Below are 18,314 nucleotides of genomic sequence, written 5' to 3'. Positions count from 1 at the left end.
GGGCAACCACCCCGTTCGCCGTCGTCATTCATCTCACTCGGAGGTCACGTACATGCGATGGAACTCGGCAAGACCCCTGCGCCACAGATGGAGAAGGACGCTCGGACTGGTCCCCGTCGTCGCGCTGATAGCGGCGGCGGCCACCGCCACCACGACCGCCAGCGCCCAGGCTGCCGTGCCCCCGACACCGTCCGGCTTCTCGCTCACCTGGAGCGACGACTTCAACGGTGCGTCCGGCACGGGCATCGACCAGAGCCTGTGGAAGTACGACACCGGGCCGGGCAGCAATTTCGGCACCGGCGAGATCGAGACCATGACCAACAGCACCTCGAACGTCTACTACGACGGCCAGGGCCATCTGGTGCTCCAGGCCCTGCACTCCGGTTCCGACGCGCGCAGCGGATGGACCTCGGGGCGTGTGGAGACCCAGTCGGCGTCCTTCGGCGCCCCGGCCGGCGGAGTCGTCCGCATCGAGTCCGTCCTGCAGCAGCCCAACGTCAACACCTCGAACGGCGCGGGCTATTGGCCGGCGTTCTGGATGCTGGGTGCGCCCCTTCGCGACGGTGTCGTCTGGCCGAAGTCCGGCGAGGTCGACATCATGGAGGACATCAACGGCCGCAGCTCGGTCTTCAGCACCCTTCACTGCGGCGTGAACCCGGGCGGGCCGTGCAACGAGTCGACCGGCATCGGCTCCGGTGAACGCGCCTGCTCGGGCTGCCAGACCGGCTTCCACGACTACGCGGCGGAGATCGACCGTTCCGTGTCGCCGGAGCAGATCAGGTTCTACCTCGACGGGAACAATTTCTTCACCGTCAACGCCAACCAGGTGGACGCGACGACCTGGGCGGACGCGGTCGACCACCCCTTCTTCATCATCTACGACCTGGCCATCGGCGGTGGCTTCCCGGACGCCTTCGGCGGAGGTCCCAACGCGGCCACCGTCTCCGGCGGCAAGCTGGTCATCGACTCGGTGGCCGTCTACAACAAGGGCCCGGGCTCCGGCGGCGGTGGCGGCGGTTCGGCGACCGGCCAGACGATCACCGGTCCCGGCGGCAAGTGCGTGGACGTGGCCGGTGACGACACCGGCGGCGACGGCACCGCGGTCCAGCTGTGGGACTGCCAGTCGGCGGCCAAGGACCAGCACTGGACGTGGAGCGGCCAGACCCTGCAGACCCTCGGCAAGTGCCTGGACATCGCGGGTGGCAACAGTGCCGCGGGTACCAAGCTGCAGCTCGCCACGTGCAACAGCGGCGGCTACCAGTCGTGGGTGCGGCAGAGCGACGGCTCGCTGCGGAATCCGACCAGCGGCCGGTGCATCGACTCGCCGTCGGGCGCCACCGCGAACGGCACGCGCCTGCAGATCTGGGACTGCAACGGCTCCGGCGCCCAGAACTTCGCCATCGGGACCCCGATCTACGGTCCTGGCGGCAAGTGTGTGGACGTGGCCGGTGACGACACCGGCGGCGACGGGACCGCGGTCCAGCTCTGGGACTGCCAGCAGGCCACCTCGCTCGACCAGAAGTGGACCTGGAACGGCCAGACCCTGCGCACGCTCGGCAAGTGCTTGGACATCGCTGGTGGCAACAGTGCCGCGGGTACCAAGCTGCAGCTGGCCACCTGCAACGGCGGGGGATACCAGAACTGGGTCGTGAACTCCGACGGCTCGATGTACAACCCGACCAGCGGACGCTGCATCGACTCACCGTCGGGCGCCACGGCGAACGGCACACGATTGCAGATCTGGGACTGCAACGGCTCAGGCGCCCAGAAGTTCTCCCTGGCATGAGCGAACAGCCGGCACCGCCGACTCTGTCGCACGGCTGAACCTGCCCAGGTGCGCGGAAGGGTCTCACCTCAACCGGTGAGACCCTTCCGCCAACCCGTACCCGCACGTCCGTCGAATGCGTGGTTCACAGGGCGATCGGGGGAGACGAGATGCCGACGCAAAAAAGCAACAATCACTTGCAGTTTTCGAACTAAAGCATGGAAGTTCGCGTCTGACGTCTTGTCGGGCCGTCTCGTCGGGTCCTAATGTCCCGGGTACGCCCTGGCACGGTCCTTCCCCTCGTGCCGGCGTGCACCGGGGTGCCCTCGGTGACCTCCGCTCCGAGAGAAACGGGTATCCGATGGCGCGTAACGGCAGTGACCTGGCCGCGGAACGGTGGAGAGGCCGTGGGCGAAGACCGGCTCGGACCGTGGCGGTGCTGACCGCGGCCGCCGCCGGACTGGTGCTCGGGCTGAGCGCACCGGCTCCGGCGGCGCCCGGCCACGGTGACACCACGGGCACGCCGGCGGTGACCCGGGCCGGCCTGGATCCCGCCCTCGTCGCGGGACGCGGCGCCTCGGTCGACTTCGTCGAACAGGAGGCGGAGAACGCGCCTACGAACGGCACCGTCATCGGCCCCGACCGCACCGCCTACACGCTCCCGTCGGAGGCGTCCGGCCGCACGGCGGTACGCCTGAAGCCGGGCCAGTACGTGGAGTTCACCCTCCCGCGCGCGGCCGACGCCCTCACCGTCCGCTACAGCATTCCCGACGCCCCGCGCGGCGGCGGCATCACCGCGCCCCTCGACGTCGCCGTGGACGGCCGGCACCGCGCCACGATGACCCTCACCTCCCAGTACTCCTGGCTCTACAACCAGTACCCGTTCAGCAACGACCCCCAGGGGGACCTGCTGCACCCCGACTGGTGGATCACCGAGTGCGGCTGCGTCCCCGCGTCCACCACACCGACGCCCACCATCGACAAGCCGTTCCGGCCCAGCCACTTCTACGACGAGCAGCGACTGCTCCTCGGGAAGCGCTACGCGGCCGGTGACACCGTCCGTCTCACCGCGCCCAGGAACAGCACCGCGGCCTGGACCGTGATCGACCTGCTCGACACCCAACTCGTGGGCGCCCCGCACATCGAGGCACACGCGGCGAACGTCATCGCCTTCGGAGCCGATCCCACCGGCCGGCGGGACGCGGGCGACGCCTTCGACCGGGCCATCGCCTACGCCAAGAAGCGGCACCTCAAGGTGTATGTGCCGCCGGGCACCTATCAGGTGAACCGCCACATCATCGTGGACGACGTGACGATCGTCGGGGCCGGCAGCTGGTACACGATCGTCAAGGGACACCAGGTCACCCTCGACACCCCCGCTCCCGACGGCTCGGTCCACACCGGAGTGGGCTTCTACGGCAAGGACGCGGCGGACGGCGGAAGTCGCAACGTCCACCTCTCGGGCTTCACCGTCGAGGGCGACGTACGCGAGCGCATCGACACCGACCAGGTCAACGCCGTCGGCGGAGCGCTCAGCGACTCGACGATCGACGGGCTCTACCTCCACCACACCAAGGTCGGCATGTGGTTCGACGGCCCGATGAGCGGCCTGCGCGTCACCCGGACCGTGATCGCCGACCAGATCGCCGACGGCCTCAACTTCCATACCGGCGTCACCGATTCGAGTGTCACGAACAGCTTCGTCCGCAACACGGGCGACGACGGTCTCGCCATGTGGTCGGAGAAGACGGCCGACGCCCGCAACGTCTTCGCCCACAACACCGTGCAGTCCCCGGTCCTCGCCAACGGCATCGCCCTGTACGGCGGCACCGACAACACCGTCACCGGCAACCTCATCGCCGACCCCGTCAGGGAGGGCAGCGCCATCCAGGTCGGCTCCCGCTTCGGCGCGGAGCCCTTCACCGGGCAGCTGACGATCTCCGACAACACCACGGTGCGCTCGGGGCCGTTCGAACTGAACTGGAAGATCGGCCTGGGAGCCATCTGGTTCTACGCCCTGGAGCGGGACATCGACGCCGACATCCAGGTCACCGGCGACCACTTCCTCGACAACACCTACAACGCGATCATGCTGGTCTCCGACTTCCCCGTGAAGGACAAGTACGCGATCCGGGGCGTCCACTTCAAGGACATCCGCGTCGACGGCACCGGCACCTCCGTCCTCAGCGCCCGCTCCGCCGGATCCGCGTCCTTCGAGAACGTGGACGCCCGTAACGTCGGAGCGGTCGGCATCAACAACTGCGGATCCTTCAACTTCCCCGCGACCGGCTCCGAGTTCGCCGTGAACGACCTCGGCGGCAACGACGGAGGCGGCACGACCGGCCCCTGGCTGGCGTCATGGGAGCTGCCGAACACCATCACCTGCGACGACCGTCCCCCGGTGGTCGTACCTCCGGCCCCAGCGGCCTGGTGAGACAGGCGGAGGCCGCGTGCCGGTGACCTCGACGAGGGTCGAGACCCGGCGCGCGGCCTCCGCCGTTCCCCTGAAGCGGTCCTCGCGGCTCCAGATCGCCCACGTCAGCCCGTGGTCCCCGGCAACGTGGCGAGCAACTGCTTGTCCGTCACCACGGCCAGCGACAGGGTGCGGTAGCCGACCGACTCGAACAGCACCGTGATCTTGCCGTCGTCCTCGCTCATCACCTCACCCGGACCCCACTGGTCGTGGCGCACACGGACCCCCGGCAGGTAGGCGTGGCCGTCCGCCGGCGTGTGTGCGGTCGTCTCCGCGGCCCGGACGGCACCCGTGGGGGAGTTCGCGCGCCTGCGGGGCCGGGTCCACCGGCGCTGCCGGCCGGCCGACTTGTACGGCCGTCCGGCATCTTTGGCCGGCTCGCGCCGCAGCCGTTCAGCTGGCTCGGGCACCGTGCCGGTGCAGTTGTCGCACGCCTCGCACGGGGTGCGGACCGACTCGCCGAAGTATCCGAGCAGGAAACGCCGTCGGCAGCCGGTCGTCTCCGCGTATCCCCGCATCATGTCGACCCGTGACTGTTCGAGCTTGCGGTGCGTGGCGTGGACGGCGAGCGCGTTCTGTACGGCGGCCTCGACGTCGTCATCCGCGGAGGTGCCACCTGCCTCGGCCGCGCCGACGAAGCGGTTTCCCTCCCGTCCGCTGCGCACGGCCCCCGCCTCCTCCAGCAGGTTCAGTACCGCGGACAGGGCCGTCGCGCCGAGTTCGCAGTCGGCCCGGAGCCGGGCTGTGGCCACCGACCCCTTCTCGCCGCGCAGGCGTTCGGCGACGCGTCGGAGCGCGTCGGCGTCGGGGGCACCGGCGGCGAAGAAGCGTTGCAGGCCCAGGTCCTGCGGGCGGTACGCGAGGATCGCCCTCGCCGGTGCCCCGTCGCGGCCGGCCCGGCCGATCTCCTGGTAGTAGGCATCCAGCGAGCCGGGGACGGAGGCGTGCAGTACGAACCGTACGTTCGCCTTGTCGATTCCCATCCCGAACGCCGAGGTCGCCACGACCACGTCGAGGTCACCCGAGGTGAACCGGTCCTGAGTGTCGCCGCGTTCGGCGGCGGACCGGCCCGCGTGGTAGCTCGCGGCGCGGAGTCCGAGGCCGTTCAACTGCTCGGCGTAGTTGTCCGCGGCCCGCCTGGTCCCCGCGTACACGATGCCGGGCTTCTCCTCGGCGACCGCCCGCTCCAGGACGAACCGCTCCTGGGCCGTCGCGTCCTGGAAGGTCGCCACGTCGAGGTGAATGTTGGGACGGTCGAAGCCGGCCACGATCTCCACCGAGTCGTTCATGCCGAGACGTTCGGCTATGTCCCGCCGGACCGGGGCCGCCGCGTTCGCGGTCAGGGCGAGCACCGGCGGGTTTCCGAGCCGCTCGCGCGCGTGGCGCAGCCGTAGGTAGTCCGGCCGGAAGTCGTGCCCCCACGACGAGACGCAGTGTGCCTCGTCCACGACCAGCAGCCGAGGCCGTACGGCAGCGAGCCGGTCGGTGACCTCCGGCTTGGCCAGTTGCTCGGGAGCGAGGAAGACCACGTCGACGGACGAGGCGCTGATGCGGTCCCAGGCCGTTTCGTTGTCGCTGCGGCGCTGCGCGGAGTTGATGGCGGCGGCCCGCAGCGCTCCCGATTCGAGGAGGCCGCGCATCTGGTCCCGCTGAAGCGCGATCAGCGGCGATACGACCACGACCGGACCACCGAGCAGCGCCGCGGGGACCTGGTAGACGGCGGACTTGCCCGAGCCTGTCGGCATGACGGCGAGTACGTCACGTCCCTTCATCACGGCCTTCATCGCGTTCAGTTGGGCCGGACGCAGCTGCTGCCAGCCGAAGACCCGACGGGCCGTTGCGCGAAGACGACGGGACGTGAGTGCGAACATGGTTCTCCTTGAAGGGTGGGCGGCCAACCGCCATGTGCCTGCCGGTTACCCAGGTTCGCCGGGATATCGCCTCGGACGACGGCCGTTCCCTCGCACAAGCGAGCGAGAGCGGTCGCGAGCGACGGCACTACCGGAGGGAACACACCAGGTGGGGGTCAGCGCGGCACGATGGCAGGGGCGGCCGCGTGACCTCGACGAGACGGCAGGCGCTCTCGACCAGGCCGTCGGCGTGCGGAGAAGATGGATGCGTGAAGGCGCACAAGCATCGATCGGAGGCGCACGTGCCCGACGACCCTCAGCCTGCCGTCACGACCGCTCCCGGTCCTGCGGTCTCCGGCGATCGGCGCGAGCACCACATGCGCCTGCTCCCGAAGTTCTACAGCCAGGTGGAATCGGGCCGCAAGACGATCGAAGTCCGCGTCGCCACCCCGCAGAAGCGTGCCGTCTCGGTCGGTGACGCGCTCATCCTCCACCTCCGGGACGGCGACCGCGAACTCGACGTCGCCGTACGGCGGATCGCACGCTACGCCTCCTTCGAGGAACTTCTCGCGTCGGAGGATCCCGCGGACATCAACCCCGACGCCCACGACGGGGAAGCGCTCGCCGACCTCCGGGCCCTCTACTCGCCGGCCCAAGAAGCCCTCGGCGTGCTCGCCTTCGAGTTCGACCACCGCCCCGCTCGGCCTGGCCGCCCGATGCCGATGACACCGTCGCAGTACGCACTGACCATCCCGCACCACACGGTGTACGGCTGCCTGTATGTCCGCGACGAGTACGACCGGCCGGTACAACTGCGTTCGGTCTACGGATCGCGTTCCTGGCAGTACCCGGGTGGCAACCTCGACGCACCGGGGGAGGACCCGCTCCGGACCGCCCAGCGCGAAGCGGTGGAGGAGACCGGCCTGGAACTCGGCCCGGACGGACCACGGCTGCTCCTCACCCACTTCCTGCACGCCGGCCCGCGCATGCCGCTGAACCGAGTGGGCCTGATCTTCGACGGAGGGCGGCTCACCGCGGACCAGCTGGCCCGGATCCGCATCGATCCCGCCGAGCACGACATGTGGGCCGTGCACGACCTCGCCGCCTGGCAGGAGTTGATGACGCCACGCGACTTCGCCCGCCTCGCCGCCACCGAACGAGCCAGGCGCGGAGAGGGCCCGGCCTACCTCACCACGCACACCTGACCCCAGCCCGCCCACGGAGGAGCCACCGTGTCCGACCATGCGCTCCGGCCACCACGCGATCGGGTTCCGCCGCAACCGTCGTCGTCCCCACGGTCTCGTGCGTTCAGGCGTCCACATCCCACCGGCTGCTCGTGCCGTCCTCGCTCCGCACGAAGAGGCTCAGCCGGTACGTCGTCGGCTGCATCAGGCGCCCGCAGAACGTGTCCATGCGCGCTGCGGACCAGTCGATCTGCGTGTCCGACGCCCGGAGACGGCGAATGTACTCGCGCCACTCCAGCTCATCCTGGGTCTCGAAAAGCATTTCCCAGCGGCCTGTCTCCGGTGCGAAGCGGTCGGCAGCGCGCCGCGTCTCGTCCCTCTGCTGACGTTTCCTCTTGCGCTGCCCCGGCATCGGCTCAGCATCGCTGACAGTGTCCGCCACGGCAAGGGAATTGCCCGCGCACCAACGACGGTTGCGTTCTCTTCGGTCGACATCCGTCGACCTCGGCGGCCTGGCGCGGAGGTTCGGAGGCGGGCGATGCGTGTGTCAGTCGGGGTGGGGATCAGAGATCATTCGCGTCGAGCAACTGCATCAGCTTCCGCTTGCGTTTGAGTTCGGTGCGCAGTGCCGCCATGTGGCGGGAGAACTCGCCCGGAGTGCCCAGGCGTTGGTGGCATGCGCGGATGCTGCGCAGCAGCCGGGTGATCTCCTGGTAGGACTCGTCCTTGGTCGACTGCTTCAGCGGTTCGAGCAGGCGCAGGTAGACGCCGAGTGCGTCGGCCGGGCGGTGGTCTCTCATCCGGTCGGCCAGCGTGCGCAGTTGGCGGTCGTCTGCGTGTCCCGCGGCGGCGTCCCAGGCGGCGTCGACCTCGCCCTCGTCGAGCAGGACGTCGACCAGCAGGCGGGGGGAATGGCCGAAGCCACCGCGGCTGCCGTTGCCGCGCAGTAGCTCCAGCGCGGCTTCCCGCTCCGCCTCCCAGCGGCCGCAGCCCCGCGCCGCCGACCGCAGTGACCGGTAGGAGGCCAGCGAACCGTGCGCGCGGAAGCGGGTGCGGCGTATCGCGAGGGCGTCGTCGAGTCGTCCGGCTCGCAGGTAGCGGACGCAGGTCCACTCCACCAGCTGTTGGTCGACGTCGCGCCGGTCTCCTGCGGTCCGCAGACCTCGCTCAGCCCAGTCCAGGGCTTCCCCGGCGCGGCCGGCCTGATCCAGTTCCAGCGCGATGCGTAGGTGTGTGGCACCGTCCGGGGCGAGATCGTCCGCGTAGGCGGCGATCAGTGCGTCGACGTCGCCTTGCGCCTTCAGCAGCCGCTCTTTGAGGCGGGCCGCCTTGTCGGTGGGGTCGTTCCGCCATGCTTCGGTGGCCAGGGCCAGTGCTCGGGCCAGTCCTGTCGGGCCGAGGATGTCGCCGTAGTCGGCCGGGTCGACCGGGGTCATCTCGCCGAACGGGCCGAGCAGGTGCCCGACGAGCCAGCGAGCGGTCGCCTCCGGGTCTGGACGCGCCGCCTCACACGCGCGCAGGTGCACCGCCACGAGACCGTGCAGGGGTGTGAAGAGTTCGTCGGCGTCTCCCGCCGACTCGTAGACCTCGGCCAGGCGCCAGAGCGCCCACCGGGCCCCATCCACTGCTTCCGCCACCCGGCCTGCCGCGATCAGGGTGCGCAGGATCGTCGTCGCCTGGGCCACGTCCTGGACGTAGAGAGCACGTTCGGCGTACCCGTCGTGAGCGAACGTCCCCGGCGCGAGCAGTCCTTTGACCAGGTCACGTACCTCGGCGCGGTCTGCCTGCACGACCCTGGCCCGTAGCAGCAGCCGGTCGCGCACGCCGGAGTCGGCAGCCGACTCCTCGTTCAGGAGCGCGAGCAGGGCGTCCCGGTCCAGCGACCTGAGCCAGGGCGTCACCAGGTCCTGCGAAGCGCGCGGCGTGGGGGCGGGCGGTGGGACTGGGACCTGGGCATCCGCCGACCGGGGCGCCACCGGGGTGGTCTGCCGCAGGGCTGCCAGGCCCACCGCGACGCAGTGCTTGCAGAAGTGGCCGTCGGCTCCGTACGCGCAGTCGCAGGAGCCCGTCAATCCGGTCTGGTGTGCGACGACGAGCTCCACCCGGTACGTTTCCCGGCCCGGTACAGCGGCGCGGATCGAGGTCTCGCGGATGTCGAGGCCCTGCACCGCGCCGGCGTAGTCCTCGCCGCGGCTGAAGGACGTCGGCCCAGCCGCCCTCTGCAAGTCGGCCTCGGTGAAACCCAGTTGGATGTTCGTTGTCCGCTCCACCTGCCCATTCAAACCGATTCCGGCATCACGGCGAAGCGGAAAGCGGGCTGAGTGTTGAGGCGACGTCGCCAACGGCCCTGTCCCCGCACGGAGATGCGGCGGCCCCCATGGCCGCCGCACTCCGGAGTCGGGACGGGTCGCGGGCTACTTGCCGCCCGCCGGGTCCGCCGGCGCGTAGAGCGCCTCGTGGAGGGTCGCCGAGGCCTGGGCGACCGCCGCCTTGTTCGCCTGGGTGTCGCGCAGGGCGTTGAGCATCATGAAGTCGTGGGTGACTCCGCCGTAGTGCGTCGAGGTGACCTGGACGCCCGCCGACCTGAGCTTGGCGGCGTAGGAGTTGGCCGCGTCCATGAGCACGTCGGAGTCGGTGATCAGCAAGGCCGGGGGCAGGCCTCGCAGTTGCTGGACGGTCGCCTTCAGCGGCGAGGCCAGCGGGTCGGCACGGTCGGCGGTCTTCGGGGCGTAGGCGTTCCAGAACCACTTCATGGCGGGCCGGGTGAGCCAGCAGTTCTCCGCGAAGCGCGAGTACGACGCCGTGTCGAAGTCGGCGTCCGTGACCGGGTAGAGCATGACCTGCTGGCGGAAGTGCGGGCCACCGCGCTGCTTGGCCATCATCGTGACCGCGGCGGTCATGTCGCCGCCGACCGAGTCACCGGCGACCGCCAGCCGGCCGGAGTCCAGGTCGATCTCCGCGCCGTGGGTGCCGACCCACTTGGCGACGGCGTACGCCTGCTCGATCGGGACGGGGAACTGGGCCTCGGGAGAGGGCGTGTAGTCGACGAACACGACCTCGGCGCGGGCGCCGCCCGCGAGTTCGCGGACAAGGCGCTCATGGGTCTTGAAGTTGCCGAGGACCCAGCCGCCGCCGTGGATGAAGACGACGCCGGGCAGCGTCCCCTTGACGCCCGCGGGGCGCACGATGTGCACGTGGACCGGGCCCGTCGGGCCGCCCGGCACGGTGCGCTCGGTGATCTCGGCGGGCAGCATCGACACGGGCCCGGCCTGGAGCTTGTTCAGCACGTCACGGGCGGCCGGGTACGACAGGTCGTACAGGGGCTTGCCGCCGGCGGCAGCGAGCTGGTCCAGGAAGTCCTGGTCGATCTTCTCCAGCTTCTGCGGCGGATTGCCGCACGGCACGTACTTGGCGGCGTCGGCCACGGCCGCCCTGCCCTGGGCGGTGTCCGACACGGCGCCGTCCCGGACGGTGCCGCAGGCACTCATCGTCGTCGCCGTCGCGGTCAGGAGCGCTGCCGCGGCGAGCCGGCGCAGGCGGCGGGCTCCGGGCAGGGAGCGTACGGCTCCCGTGTCTGTTGCTCTCATGTCTGCGGTTTCCCTAGGTGAAGGAGTCGACCCCCTCCGTCATCGTGGCTGGTCCGTTTGGCCTACACCAGCAGGGTTAGGCCGGACGGGAGACCCCGCCCTGGGCACAGCGACCGATGTCGTACGGAGACTCGCCGCCCGCTGCGGCCCGCTCCGCAGGCCGGTCGGAGCGGGTCGCCACCCCGCTATGACGGGAGCAGGCCGGGGCAGGAACCCGCGGGCAGGGTCGTCGACCAGCCGTTCCCGGTCACCGTGACCCCGGTGTGCGCCGGGGAGCCGTGGCCGGGGCTGGGTGTGGTCAGGGAGGCGCCGCCGCGCGCGGGCTTCGCGGTCAGCGGTTCCGCGACCCCGGCCACGGTGCACGCCAGCTGCATCAGGGCCAGGTGGTCCGGGTGGCCGGCGTCGTCCGGGAGCCGGACGACGAGGGCGCCGGCGCCGTCGGTCGTGACGTCGGGCGCGCTCGGCAGGCGGGGCAGCATCGTGGTGGCCGTCGCGGATTCCTGTGCGTCCGGTCCGTCGAACAGCATGGCCAGGACGGACCGGTGGTCCGCGGCGCTGCCGACCGTGCGCGGGTAGGGCCTGAGGGCCCCGTCGTGGATGAAATAGAGGACGACGACCGAGCGTGTCGTCGGGTTCGCGTCGGGCCGGGTGATCCCGCTGGCCGCCGGGCCTGCCTGGATGACACCGGACGGAGGCACCCCGCACCCCGCGAGCGTGAGCCCGGCCGCGAGCCCGGCCAGCACCGCCGCCACGCGAGCGCGCCTCATCGGACACCCGCCGGGGCATCCCGGCCGGGCACCGGGGACTCGCGGTGCAGCGGCAGTTCGACCGTGAAGGCCGCCCCGCCCTGCGGCCGGTTCGCCGCGCTGATCCGTCCGCCGTGCAGGTGTACGTTCTCCGCGGTGATGGCCAGCCCCAGCCCGCTGCTCTCGCTCCTGGCCCGTGAGGCGCCGGCCTTGTAGAAGCGCTCGAAGACGTACGGCAGCGCCTCCTCGGCGATCCCCGGCCCGCCGTCGGTCACCTCGATGACGGCCCACGCCATGCCCGCCGGCTCCCTCCGCACGCTCACGGCCAGCCGCACCGGCGGGGCCCCGTGCCGCAGCGCGTTGCCGACCAGGTTGGCCACGACGACGTCGAGGCGGCGCGGATCCACCCGCGTCCTGAGTACGCCGGGTCCTGGCAGACGGGTCTCCACCCGGTCCTGCCAGCCACGGGAGGCGAGTGTGCGCCGTACGGACTCGGCGAGGTCGACCTCGTCCAGGTTCAGGGTGATCGCGCCCGCGTCGAAGCGGGAGATCTCCATCAGGTCCTCGACCAGTCCGCTCAGCCGCGTGGTGCCCTCGCTGATGAGCCGCAGCGCGTCACCCGTCTCCCGGTCGTGGTGCAGCGCGTTCTCGTCGAGTACGTCGGTGAGCGCCGCCATCGCCGTGAGCGGTGTCCGCAGCTCGTGCGAGACGTCGGCGGCGAAGCGGCGCGCCCGCGCCTCCATGCGGCGCAGCTCCGCGACCGACCGTTCAAGCGCGGCGGCCGTGCCGTTGAAGGACTGCGACAGCTCGGCCAGTTCGTCGGAACCGTTGACGGCCAGCCGGACGTCGAGATGCCCCTCGGCCATCCGGCGCGTCGCCCCGCGCAGGGCCCGCACCGGACGGAGCACGCCGCTCGCGGCCAGCAGCGCCAGGACGACGGCGAGGGCCAGTGCGACGACGGTGGCACGCTCGATGCCGCTGACCATCGCCCGGACGTATCCGTCCTCGGTGTTCTGCGACACCATCAGGTACATCGCCATGCCGGACAGTCCGGACCGCGTCCCGTCGCTGTCGCCGTAGGTCACCGGCGTGCCGACGACCAGCCAGGGATGCCCGTCCACGTCGACCCGCTGGAACACCGTGGCGCTCGTGGTGGCCACGGTCCGGCGCAGTTCAGGACTGAGCCCTTTGAACTCGGCGTCCGGTGCCCAGGCGCGCAGCTCGCCGTAGGTCGCCAGCACCCGCCAGCCCTGCGACGGGTTGTCGTAGAGGACGTGGTTCGCCGCCGTCTGCAGGTCGTTCTGGTTCGGTTTCGCGGGGGTGTACGGGGCCACGCTGTCGACGCTCTTGCGGAACTGCTGGATCACCGAGTCCTGGCTCTGCTGGAGCACGCCGGTGCGCGCCTCCCGGAACGCGAGGGCCCCGGTGCTCAGGGCGCTGACGACGGCCACCAGGACGAAGGCAGCCACCAGACGGGCGCGCAGTCCGCGCAGCGGGAGCGGGACGCGTGCCAGGAGCGCCCGGAAGAACCGCACACGGCCGGCGGCCGGCTCCGAGGCCGCGGATTCGTGCTCTCGTACGACCGGGTGGCTCTCCGCGGCCTCGCGCGCCCCTGCCACCTCGCGCTCTCCCGCCGCCTCGCGCGCCCCTGCGACGTCCGTTCCGTTCACGGCGAGACGAACCGGTAGCCGAAGCCGCGTACGGTCTGTATGTACTGGGGATCCCCGCTCAGCTCGCCGAGCTTGGCGCGCAGTCGCTTCACGCAGGCGTCCACCAGGCGTATGTCGCCGTGGTAGCTGTGCTCCCAGACCGCCTCCAGGAGTTGCTGGCGGCTGAACGTCCGGCCGGGCGAGGCCGACAGGGTCAGCAGCAGCCGCAGCTCCGACGGGGCGAGTGCCACGGGTTCGCCGTGGTGCGTCACCACGAGCCCGGCCCGGTCGATGACCAGCGTGCCGTGCGACTCCGCCCGGGGCCGGGCGCCGTCGGCGAACGACGGGGCCTGCCGGCGCAGCACGGCACGTATGCGCGCGTCGAGCACCCTGGCCTGCACGGGCTTGACCACGTAGTCGTCGGCGCCGGCCTCCAGTCCCACGACCACGTCGACGTCGTCGCCCCGGGCCGTCACGATGATGATCGGCACCTGGTCGCGGTCCCTGATCCGGCGGCAGACGTCCAGGCCGGAGATGCCGGGCAGCATGAGGTCGAGCACCACCACGTCCGGGCGGAAGGGGTGGAGCTGTTCCAGGCCCTCTTCGCCCGTCCCGGCAGCCATGACGTGGTGGCCCTGGTGGCGCAGCGCCAACTCGACGGCGTTACGGACATCCAGGTCGTCTTCGACAATAAGGACTCGCGGCACCTCGACAGTGTAGGCGGACCGCTTTCCGCGACCGCCCCGGAAAGTGCCCGTCCCCGGCCTTGTGGCAGAACGGTCATATGGCGACCCTGTAGTTATCTTTTCGTGATCATTCGAGCTCATGGCGATCATCTGGAATGGCCAGCTTGAGCTGCCATGTACTCGGCACGAGAGCGGGACTCCGCACCACCCACCGTTGACGCCGCCTCCCGCCGCAGCCGTCGGCGACAGCGGGTTTCACGTCGTGGCGGGCGTCAGCAGTCCTCCCACCGCCGCAGCGGCCCGCGCCGCCTCGGCACACGGATTCTGATCACGGCGCTGGTGGCGGTCGGCCTGCTCGGCTCCGCCGCGTTCTTCCTGAACGGCAGGCCGGGCGACACGGCGAGCAGCCGCCGGGCGCCTTCGCGCGGCACGGCGCCCACCACCCACCACCCGTCAGGACCGGCCCTCTCGCCGACTCCGAAACCCACTCCGACGAAGACGGAGATCGCCGTCCCCGAGACCGGCAGCGGGACCTTCGTCAGCGCACGGGCCGCCGGCGCGAAGGTGGGTCGTGGTGCGCATCTGATCCGCTACGCGGTACAGGTCGAGAGCGGGCTCGACATCTCGCCGGACCGGGCGGCCGAGGAGATCGCCGGCATCCTCGCCGCCCGGCGAGGCTGGACCCACAGCGGGAACAACTCGTTCCGGCTGGCGGGAGCGGGGGAGTCGTACGACCTCGTGATGAAGATCGCGACGCCCGGGACGGCCGACGCCCTGTGCTGGGCGGGGATCCACCAGAGCACCCACGGCGAGTACAACTGCGAGATCCCCGGCGGTGTGGTGGTGAACCTGAAGCGCTGGGTCAAGGGCTCGCCCACATTCGACGGCCCGATACACGAGTACCGTGCGCTGATCATCAACCACGAGATGGGACACGCCCTGGGCCTCACCCACATGACCTGCGCCGGTCCCGGACAACAGGCTCCCGTCATGATGCAGCAGATCAAGGGCCTGCACGGATGTGTCGCCAATGCCTGGCCGTACGACGAGAACGGGCGCTACGTCTCCGGTCCGCACGTACCCTGAAGCGACGTCACCTCCAGCCGGTCGACGACCAGGAGGTCGACCACGGTGCTCAGTACGACGGCGCCCGTCGCGTCGGTGGCGAAGTCGCCGGTGTCGCGAACCGGAAATGGCTGGTGGCACCACGTCCGCGCTCGCTAGCCTCGCCGACCATGAACCGGCGCCGGCAGAAGAAGCTCTCCCGTCATCTCTTAGAAGCGACAGCGGCGGCCGACCCCGCCCGCGTGCAGGCCCTTCTGCGGGCGGGCGCGCACCCGGAGCAAGCGGACCGCGACGGCACCACTCCTCTCTATCTGGCGTCCGTCCAGGGAGAAGCGGAGATCGCGCGTCTGCTCCTGGAAGCCGGGGCCCGCGCGGACACCGAGAGCGGGGGAGTCGGCTCGGAGGGCACACCGCTGTGCGCGGCCGCGTGCTGGGGACACACCCGGACGGTGCGCGAACTCCTCGCCCACGGCGCCGACCCGAACCTGCGGGAAGACCACGGAACAGGCTGGACTCCCCTGGACTGGGCGCGCAACGGACCCCACCCCGAGACCGCCGAACTCCTCATCGCGGCCGGGGCGAACCCCACGAGGTAGGGGAGTCCCCGCATCCGGTCGCGCCTCAGGGCACCTCGGCGGCGGTGACCCGGGTCCAGTGAGCGGCTCCGATCAGCGGTGCCTCCGCCGGCCGCCTCGCCGGCAGCAGGCGCACCAACGTCCCACCGGTCAGGCCGAGCCCGGCGGAGAGGGGAGGACGGATCAGGTCCCACGACTGAGCGATGGAACCGCCGACCACCACCGCCGTGGCAGCGAAGCGGGTGATCCACGGGGCCAGGGCCTGGCCGAGGCCGCTGAAGACGTGACGGAAGGCCTCCGAGGCCGCCGGGTCCCCGTCTCTCGCGAGGGCGGCGATCTCGTGGACGTCCGGCAGGCCGCGGTCCTCCGCGAGCGGTGCGAGGACGGCGTAGTGGGCGCGGAGGGCACGGCGCGAGACCGATTCCTCCAGCGGTCGGCCGCGCAGGGTCAGCCGGTGCACGTGACCGCCGGGAGGCACCCGCGCGTCATCGTGCACAGGCAGGCCGCCGCGCAGGAACGACGAGCCCACGCCGGTGCCCAGCGTCAGGCAGACCACGCGCTCATGCCCCGCCGCCGCGCCTGCGTGGTACTCGCCGATCGCGAAGGCGTCGGCGTCGTTGAGGAACCGCACGCGCTCGGCCCTGCGACCCAACCGCTCGCGCAGTCCGGCGCCGACGTCGACACCGGACAGGGACTCGAACTTCCCGATGTCCGTGAAGCGGCCCACCCCGGTGTCGTAGTCGAAAGGCCCTGGTACGGCCACGCCCCACCACGGCCGGTGTCCGGCGGGCAGTTCCAGGGCGGCCAGGGCGATGGTGTCGAGGATGCCCTCGGCCGTGCCGTCGGAAGCGAGGGGCCTGCGCACCACCGTGGACGGTACGGGGCGGCCGGTCCCGGGATCGACCAGGGCGGCGGTGACGTGGGTTCCGCCGATGTCGAGCACGGGGACCGGCGCACCGGACGGCCGGACGGCACCGTCGGTCACGGCCGGACCACCAGGGCCTTGACGACGTGCACCTCGTCGCCGCCCACCGCGCTGATCCGGTACGGGCCCGCCGCGGCGGGCACGGTGATGGTCTCCGCGAACGCCAGGAAGTGACTGCCCGCCGCCGTCTCGATGACGGCGCCCTGACCCGCGGCGACGTTCAGGATGTGGAAGCGGCCTGCGGTGTCGTCGGCGACGGCGGCTTCCGGGGCCACGACCAGGCGGTGCACCGCGTAGAACATCTCCGGCAGCGCGCCGATGACCTCCTCCCGCCAGCCCTCGCCGGCACGCAGGGTGCGCGGCTGCTGGATCAGGTCCTTCGTCACGTCCTCGCCGCGCCGGGTGGTGTCGAGGTTGGCGAAGCCGTGGGCGTAGGGGAGCGGCCGGGAGGCGCCGGCCGCGTCCTTGCGGAGCCAGTCGTAGAAGCGCAGCGAGTACAGGTAGGGCGTCGCGCTGACCTCCAGCACCAGGTTGCCCGCGCCGGAGGCGTGCGGGGTACCGGCGGGGATCATGAACAACTGGCCGACGGTGGCCGGATGAATCTGCACGTGGTCCTCGACGGGCACGGGGGTGCCGTGGGCGATGGCGTCCTGCACCTGGCGGCGCATCACGTCGGGATCCGCGTGCTCGGTGAGCCCGAGGAGGATCTGCGCTCCGGGCTCGCACGCGGTCACGTAGTACGTCTCGTGCTGGGTGTAGGGCCAGCCGAACACGTCCCGCATGTACTGCTCCTGGGGGTGGCAGTGCAGGGAGAGGTTGCCGCCCCCGACGGTGTCGAGGTAGTCGAAGCGGATCGGGAAGGACGTGCCGAAGGCGCGGTGGACCTCTTCGCCGAGCATGGCCTTCGGATGCAGGACGCAGAGCAGCTGGAACGGGATCTCGACCTGCGGCCCGTCCTTGTCGCCGACGAGGACTCCAGCTTCGGGGGCGATCAGTTCATATCCGAGGGCGGTGTTGCCGGCCTGCGGGGTGAAACCGATTTCGCTCGCTGCCCATTGCCCGCCCCACGGCGTGGAGTTGAAGTACGGGCGGGTGCGCACGGGGCCGCGCACCAGGTGCTCCACGGTGCTGCGCAGCGCGGGGCCGTCCAGCGAGGCGGGCGCCGACGGGTCCTGCGTGTCGATCCACCGGTCGACGCGTGCCGCGAGCGCGTCACGGTGCCGGTCCAGCACGGGCCAGTCGGTGTAGAACAGCCGTACCAGCTCACCGGATCGGCCGGGACGTCCCAGGTTGACGCCGACCGGGAGCCGCCCGTGCGCCACGGCGGCCTCGGCAAACCGCTTCGGCAGGTCCGCGTACCAGAGCACATCCGGCTCGCACAGTCCCGCGCCCGGACCGAACACCACCACGACGCCGTCGCCCTGGAGCCTGTCGGCCCGTGGCACGACGGAGAAGAGGTCACGGACCCGTGCCTCGGACAGGGGCGTGAAGAAGGGGTCGTCGGCAGGGACGGGACGGGCGGCGATGCGGTCGGCGGCCGTGGGTTCGTGATGGTGGCGCACGTCCACCGTCCGCACCTCACGCCCCGCGGCGCGGACGGCCGCCGACAGGCCTTCGGCCAGCGATGCCCAGTCCAGCGCGGCAGGACCGTCCACGGACAGCACGAGTGGACCCGCGGGCAGCTCGGCGACGGCCGCCGGCCAGCCCGCGACCACCTGCCCTTCCACGGCCTCGTAGCTGGGACTGACATCGTAGGAACGGGACGTCGACGGCACATCTACTCCTTGGCGTGGCTTGGTTGTGCAAGAG

14 protein-coding genes are annotated in these 18,314 nt (G+C 71.1%); 5 read left to right on the top strand and 9 right to left on the bottom strand.

Annotation, left to right across the window (positions count from 1 at the left end):
* Positions 1 to 52: 52 nt before the first annotated feature.
* The gene (locus ACIQOE_RS31975) at positions 53 to 1,786 is read left to right on the top strand and encodes a ricin-type beta-trefoil lectin domain protein (RefSeq protein WP_365557256.1); all 1,734 of its coding nucleotides are present in this window, start codon (positions 53 to 55) and stop codon (positions 1,784 to 1,786) included.
* Between the two features lie 340 nt (positions 1,787 to 2,126).
* Positions 2,127 to 4,199 (top strand): glycosyl hydrolase family 28-related protein, encoded by a 2,073-nt coding sequence (locus ACIQOE_RS31970; RefSeq protein WP_401415124.1) that lies wholly within the window; start codon positions 2,127 to 2,129, stop codon positions 4,197 to 4,199.
* Positions 4,200 to 4,303: 104 nt separating this feature from the next.
* Here the strand turns inward: ACIQOE_RS31970 and ACIQOE_RS31965 are convergent, their stop codons facing one another.
* Positions 4,304 to 6,109, bottom strand: a complete 1,806-nt coding sequence (locus tag ACIQOE_RS31965; RefSeq protein ID WP_401415122.1) for a RecQ family ATP-dependent DNA helicase — start codon at positions 6,107 to 6,109, stop codon at positions 4,304 to 4,306.
* Between the two features lie 281 nt (positions 6,110 to 6,390).
* Here ACIQOE_RS31965 and ACIQOE_RS31960 point away from each other — a divergent pair, with 281 nt between their 5' ends.
* Complete coding sequence (locus ACIQOE_RS31960) at positions 6,391 to 7,293, top strand: NUDIX domain-containing protein (RefSeq protein WP_401415120.1); 903 nt, start codon at positions 6,391 to 6,393, stop codon at positions 7,291 to 7,293.
* A 103-nt stretch (positions 7,294 to 7,396) separates the two neighbouring features.
* Here ACIQOE_RS31960 and ACIQOE_RS31955 read toward each other — a convergent pair whose 3' ends face one another.
* From ACIQOE_RS31955 to ACIQOE_RS31930, 6 genes are all read right to left on the bottom strand, one after another.
* On the bottom strand, positions 7,397 to 7,714 hold the full coding sequence (locus tag ACIQOE_RS31955; protein ID WP_401415118.1) for a hypothetical protein: 318 nt from the start codon (positions 7,712 to 7,714) through the stop codon (positions 7,397 to 7,399).
* A 121-nt stretch (positions 7,715 to 7,835) separates the two neighbouring features.
* A complete protein-coding gene (locus ACIQOE_RS31950; RefSeq protein ID WP_401415116.1) occupies positions 7,836 to 9,542 on the bottom strand; it encodes an SWIM zinc finger domain-containing protein in 1,707 nt (568 codons plus the stop codon).
* 144 nt (positions 9,543 to 9,686) lie between these two features.
* On the bottom strand, positions 9,687 to 10,859 hold the full coding sequence (locus ACIQOE_RS31945) for an alpha/beta hydrolase (RefSeq protein WP_399010434.1): 1,173 nt from the start codon (positions 10,857 to 10,859) through the stop codon (positions 9,687 to 9,689).
* Positions 10,860 to 11,044: 185 nt separating this feature from the next.
* Entirely contained in the window at positions 11,045 to 11,626 is a 582-nt protein-coding gene (locus ACIQOE_RS31940) for a hypothetical protein (protein ID WP_401415114.1), read from the bottom strand.
* Positions 11,623 to 13,275: a sensor histidine kinase gene (locus ACIQOE_RS31935; RefSeq protein ID WP_401415112.1), complete on the bottom strand. Its 1,653-nt coding sequence runs from the start codon at positions 13,273 to 13,275 to the stop codon at positions 11,623 to 11,625. Before ACIQOE_RS31935 ends, ACIQOE_RS31940 begins: the two co-directional genes overlap by 4 nt.
* The gene (locus ACIQOE_RS31930) at positions 13,272 to 13,961 is read right to left on the bottom strand and encodes a response regulator transcription factor (RefSeq protein WP_365557274.1); all 690 of its coding nucleotides are present in this window, start codon (positions 13,959 to 13,961) and stop codon (positions 13,272 to 13,274) included. Before ACIQOE_RS31930 ends, ACIQOE_RS31935 begins: the two co-directional genes overlap by 4 nt.
* Before the next feature lie 318 nt (positions 13,962 to 14,279).
* Here ACIQOE_RS31930 and ACIQOE_RS31925 point away from each other — a divergent pair, with 318 nt between their 5' ends.
* Both ACIQOE_RS31925 and ACIQOE_RS31920 read left to right on the top strand, forming a co-directional pair.
* Positions 14,280 to 15,026, top strand: a complete 747-nt coding sequence (locus tag ACIQOE_RS31925) for a DUF3152 domain-containing protein (protein WP_401415110.1) — start codon at positions 14,280 to 14,282, stop codon at positions 15,024 to 15,026.
* Positions 15,027 to 15,175: 149 nt separating this feature from the next.
* Complete coding sequence (locus ACIQOE_RS31920) at positions 15,176 to 15,601, top strand: ankyrin repeat domain-containing protein (RefSeq protein ID WP_365557279.1); 426 nt, start codon at positions 15,176 to 15,178, stop codon at positions 15,599 to 15,601.
* 25 nt (positions 15,602 to 15,626) lie between these two features.
* On the opposite strand, the gene ACIQOE_RS31915 is transcribed toward ACIQOE_RS31920, so the two are convergent.
* Positions 15,627 to 16,565 carry an ROK family protein gene (locus ACIQOE_RS31915; protein WP_401415108.1) on the bottom strand — a complete coding sequence of 313 codons (939 nt, stop codon included), beginning with the start codon at positions 16,563 to 16,565 and terminating at the stop codon, positions 15,627 to 15,629.
* Positions 16,562 to 18,280 carry a class I mannose-6-phosphate isomerase gene (locus tag ACIQOE_RS31910; RefSeq protein ID WP_401415106.1) on the bottom strand — a complete coding sequence of 573 codons (1,719 nt, stop codon included), beginning with the start codon at positions 18,278 to 18,280 and terminating at the stop codon, positions 16,562 to 16,564. The genes ACIQOE_RS31915 and ACIQOE_RS31910 overlap by 4 nt, the downstream gene beginning before the upstream one ends.
* Positions 18,281 to 18,314 lie beyond the last annotated feature (34 nt).

The organism is Streptomyces sp. NPDC091282, assembly GCF_044757385.1.
Lineage (GTDB): Bacteria > Actinomycetota > Actinomycetes > Streptomycetales > Streptomycetaceae > Streptomyces > Streptomyces gramineus.
This window is presented reverse-complemented; position numbering and strand designations above follow the sequence as displayed.

What these genes read in the sequence shown, in the direction of transcription:
- ACIQOE_RS31975 (WP_365557256.1), top strand. Translation starts at nt 53, where the DNA reads ATGCGATGGAACTCGGCAAGACCCCTGCGCCACAGATGGAGAAGGACG.
- ACIQOE_RS31970 (WP_401415124.1), top strand. Translation starts at nt 2,127, where the DNA reads ATGGCGCGTAACGGCAGTGACCTGGCCGCGGAACGGTGGAGAGGCCGT.
- ACIQOE_RS31965 (WP_401415122.1), bottom strand. Translation starts at nt 6,109, where the DNA reads ATGTTCGCACTCACGTCCCGTCGTCTTCGCGCAACGGCCCGTCGGGTC.
- ACIQOE_RS31945 (WP_399010434.1), bottom strand. Translation starts at nt 10,859, where the DNA reads ATGAGAGCAACAGACACGGGAGCCGTACGCTCCCTGCCCGGAGCCCGC.
- ACIQOE_RS31940 (WP_401415114.1), bottom strand. Translation starts at nt 11,626, where the DNA reads ATGAGGCGCGCTCGCGTGGCGGCGGTGCTGGCCGGGCTCGCGGCCGGG.
- ACIQOE_RS31920 (WP_365557279.1), top strand. Translation starts at nt 15,176, where the DNA reads ATGAACCGGCGCCGGCAGAAGAAGCTCTCCCGTCATCTCTTAGAAGCG.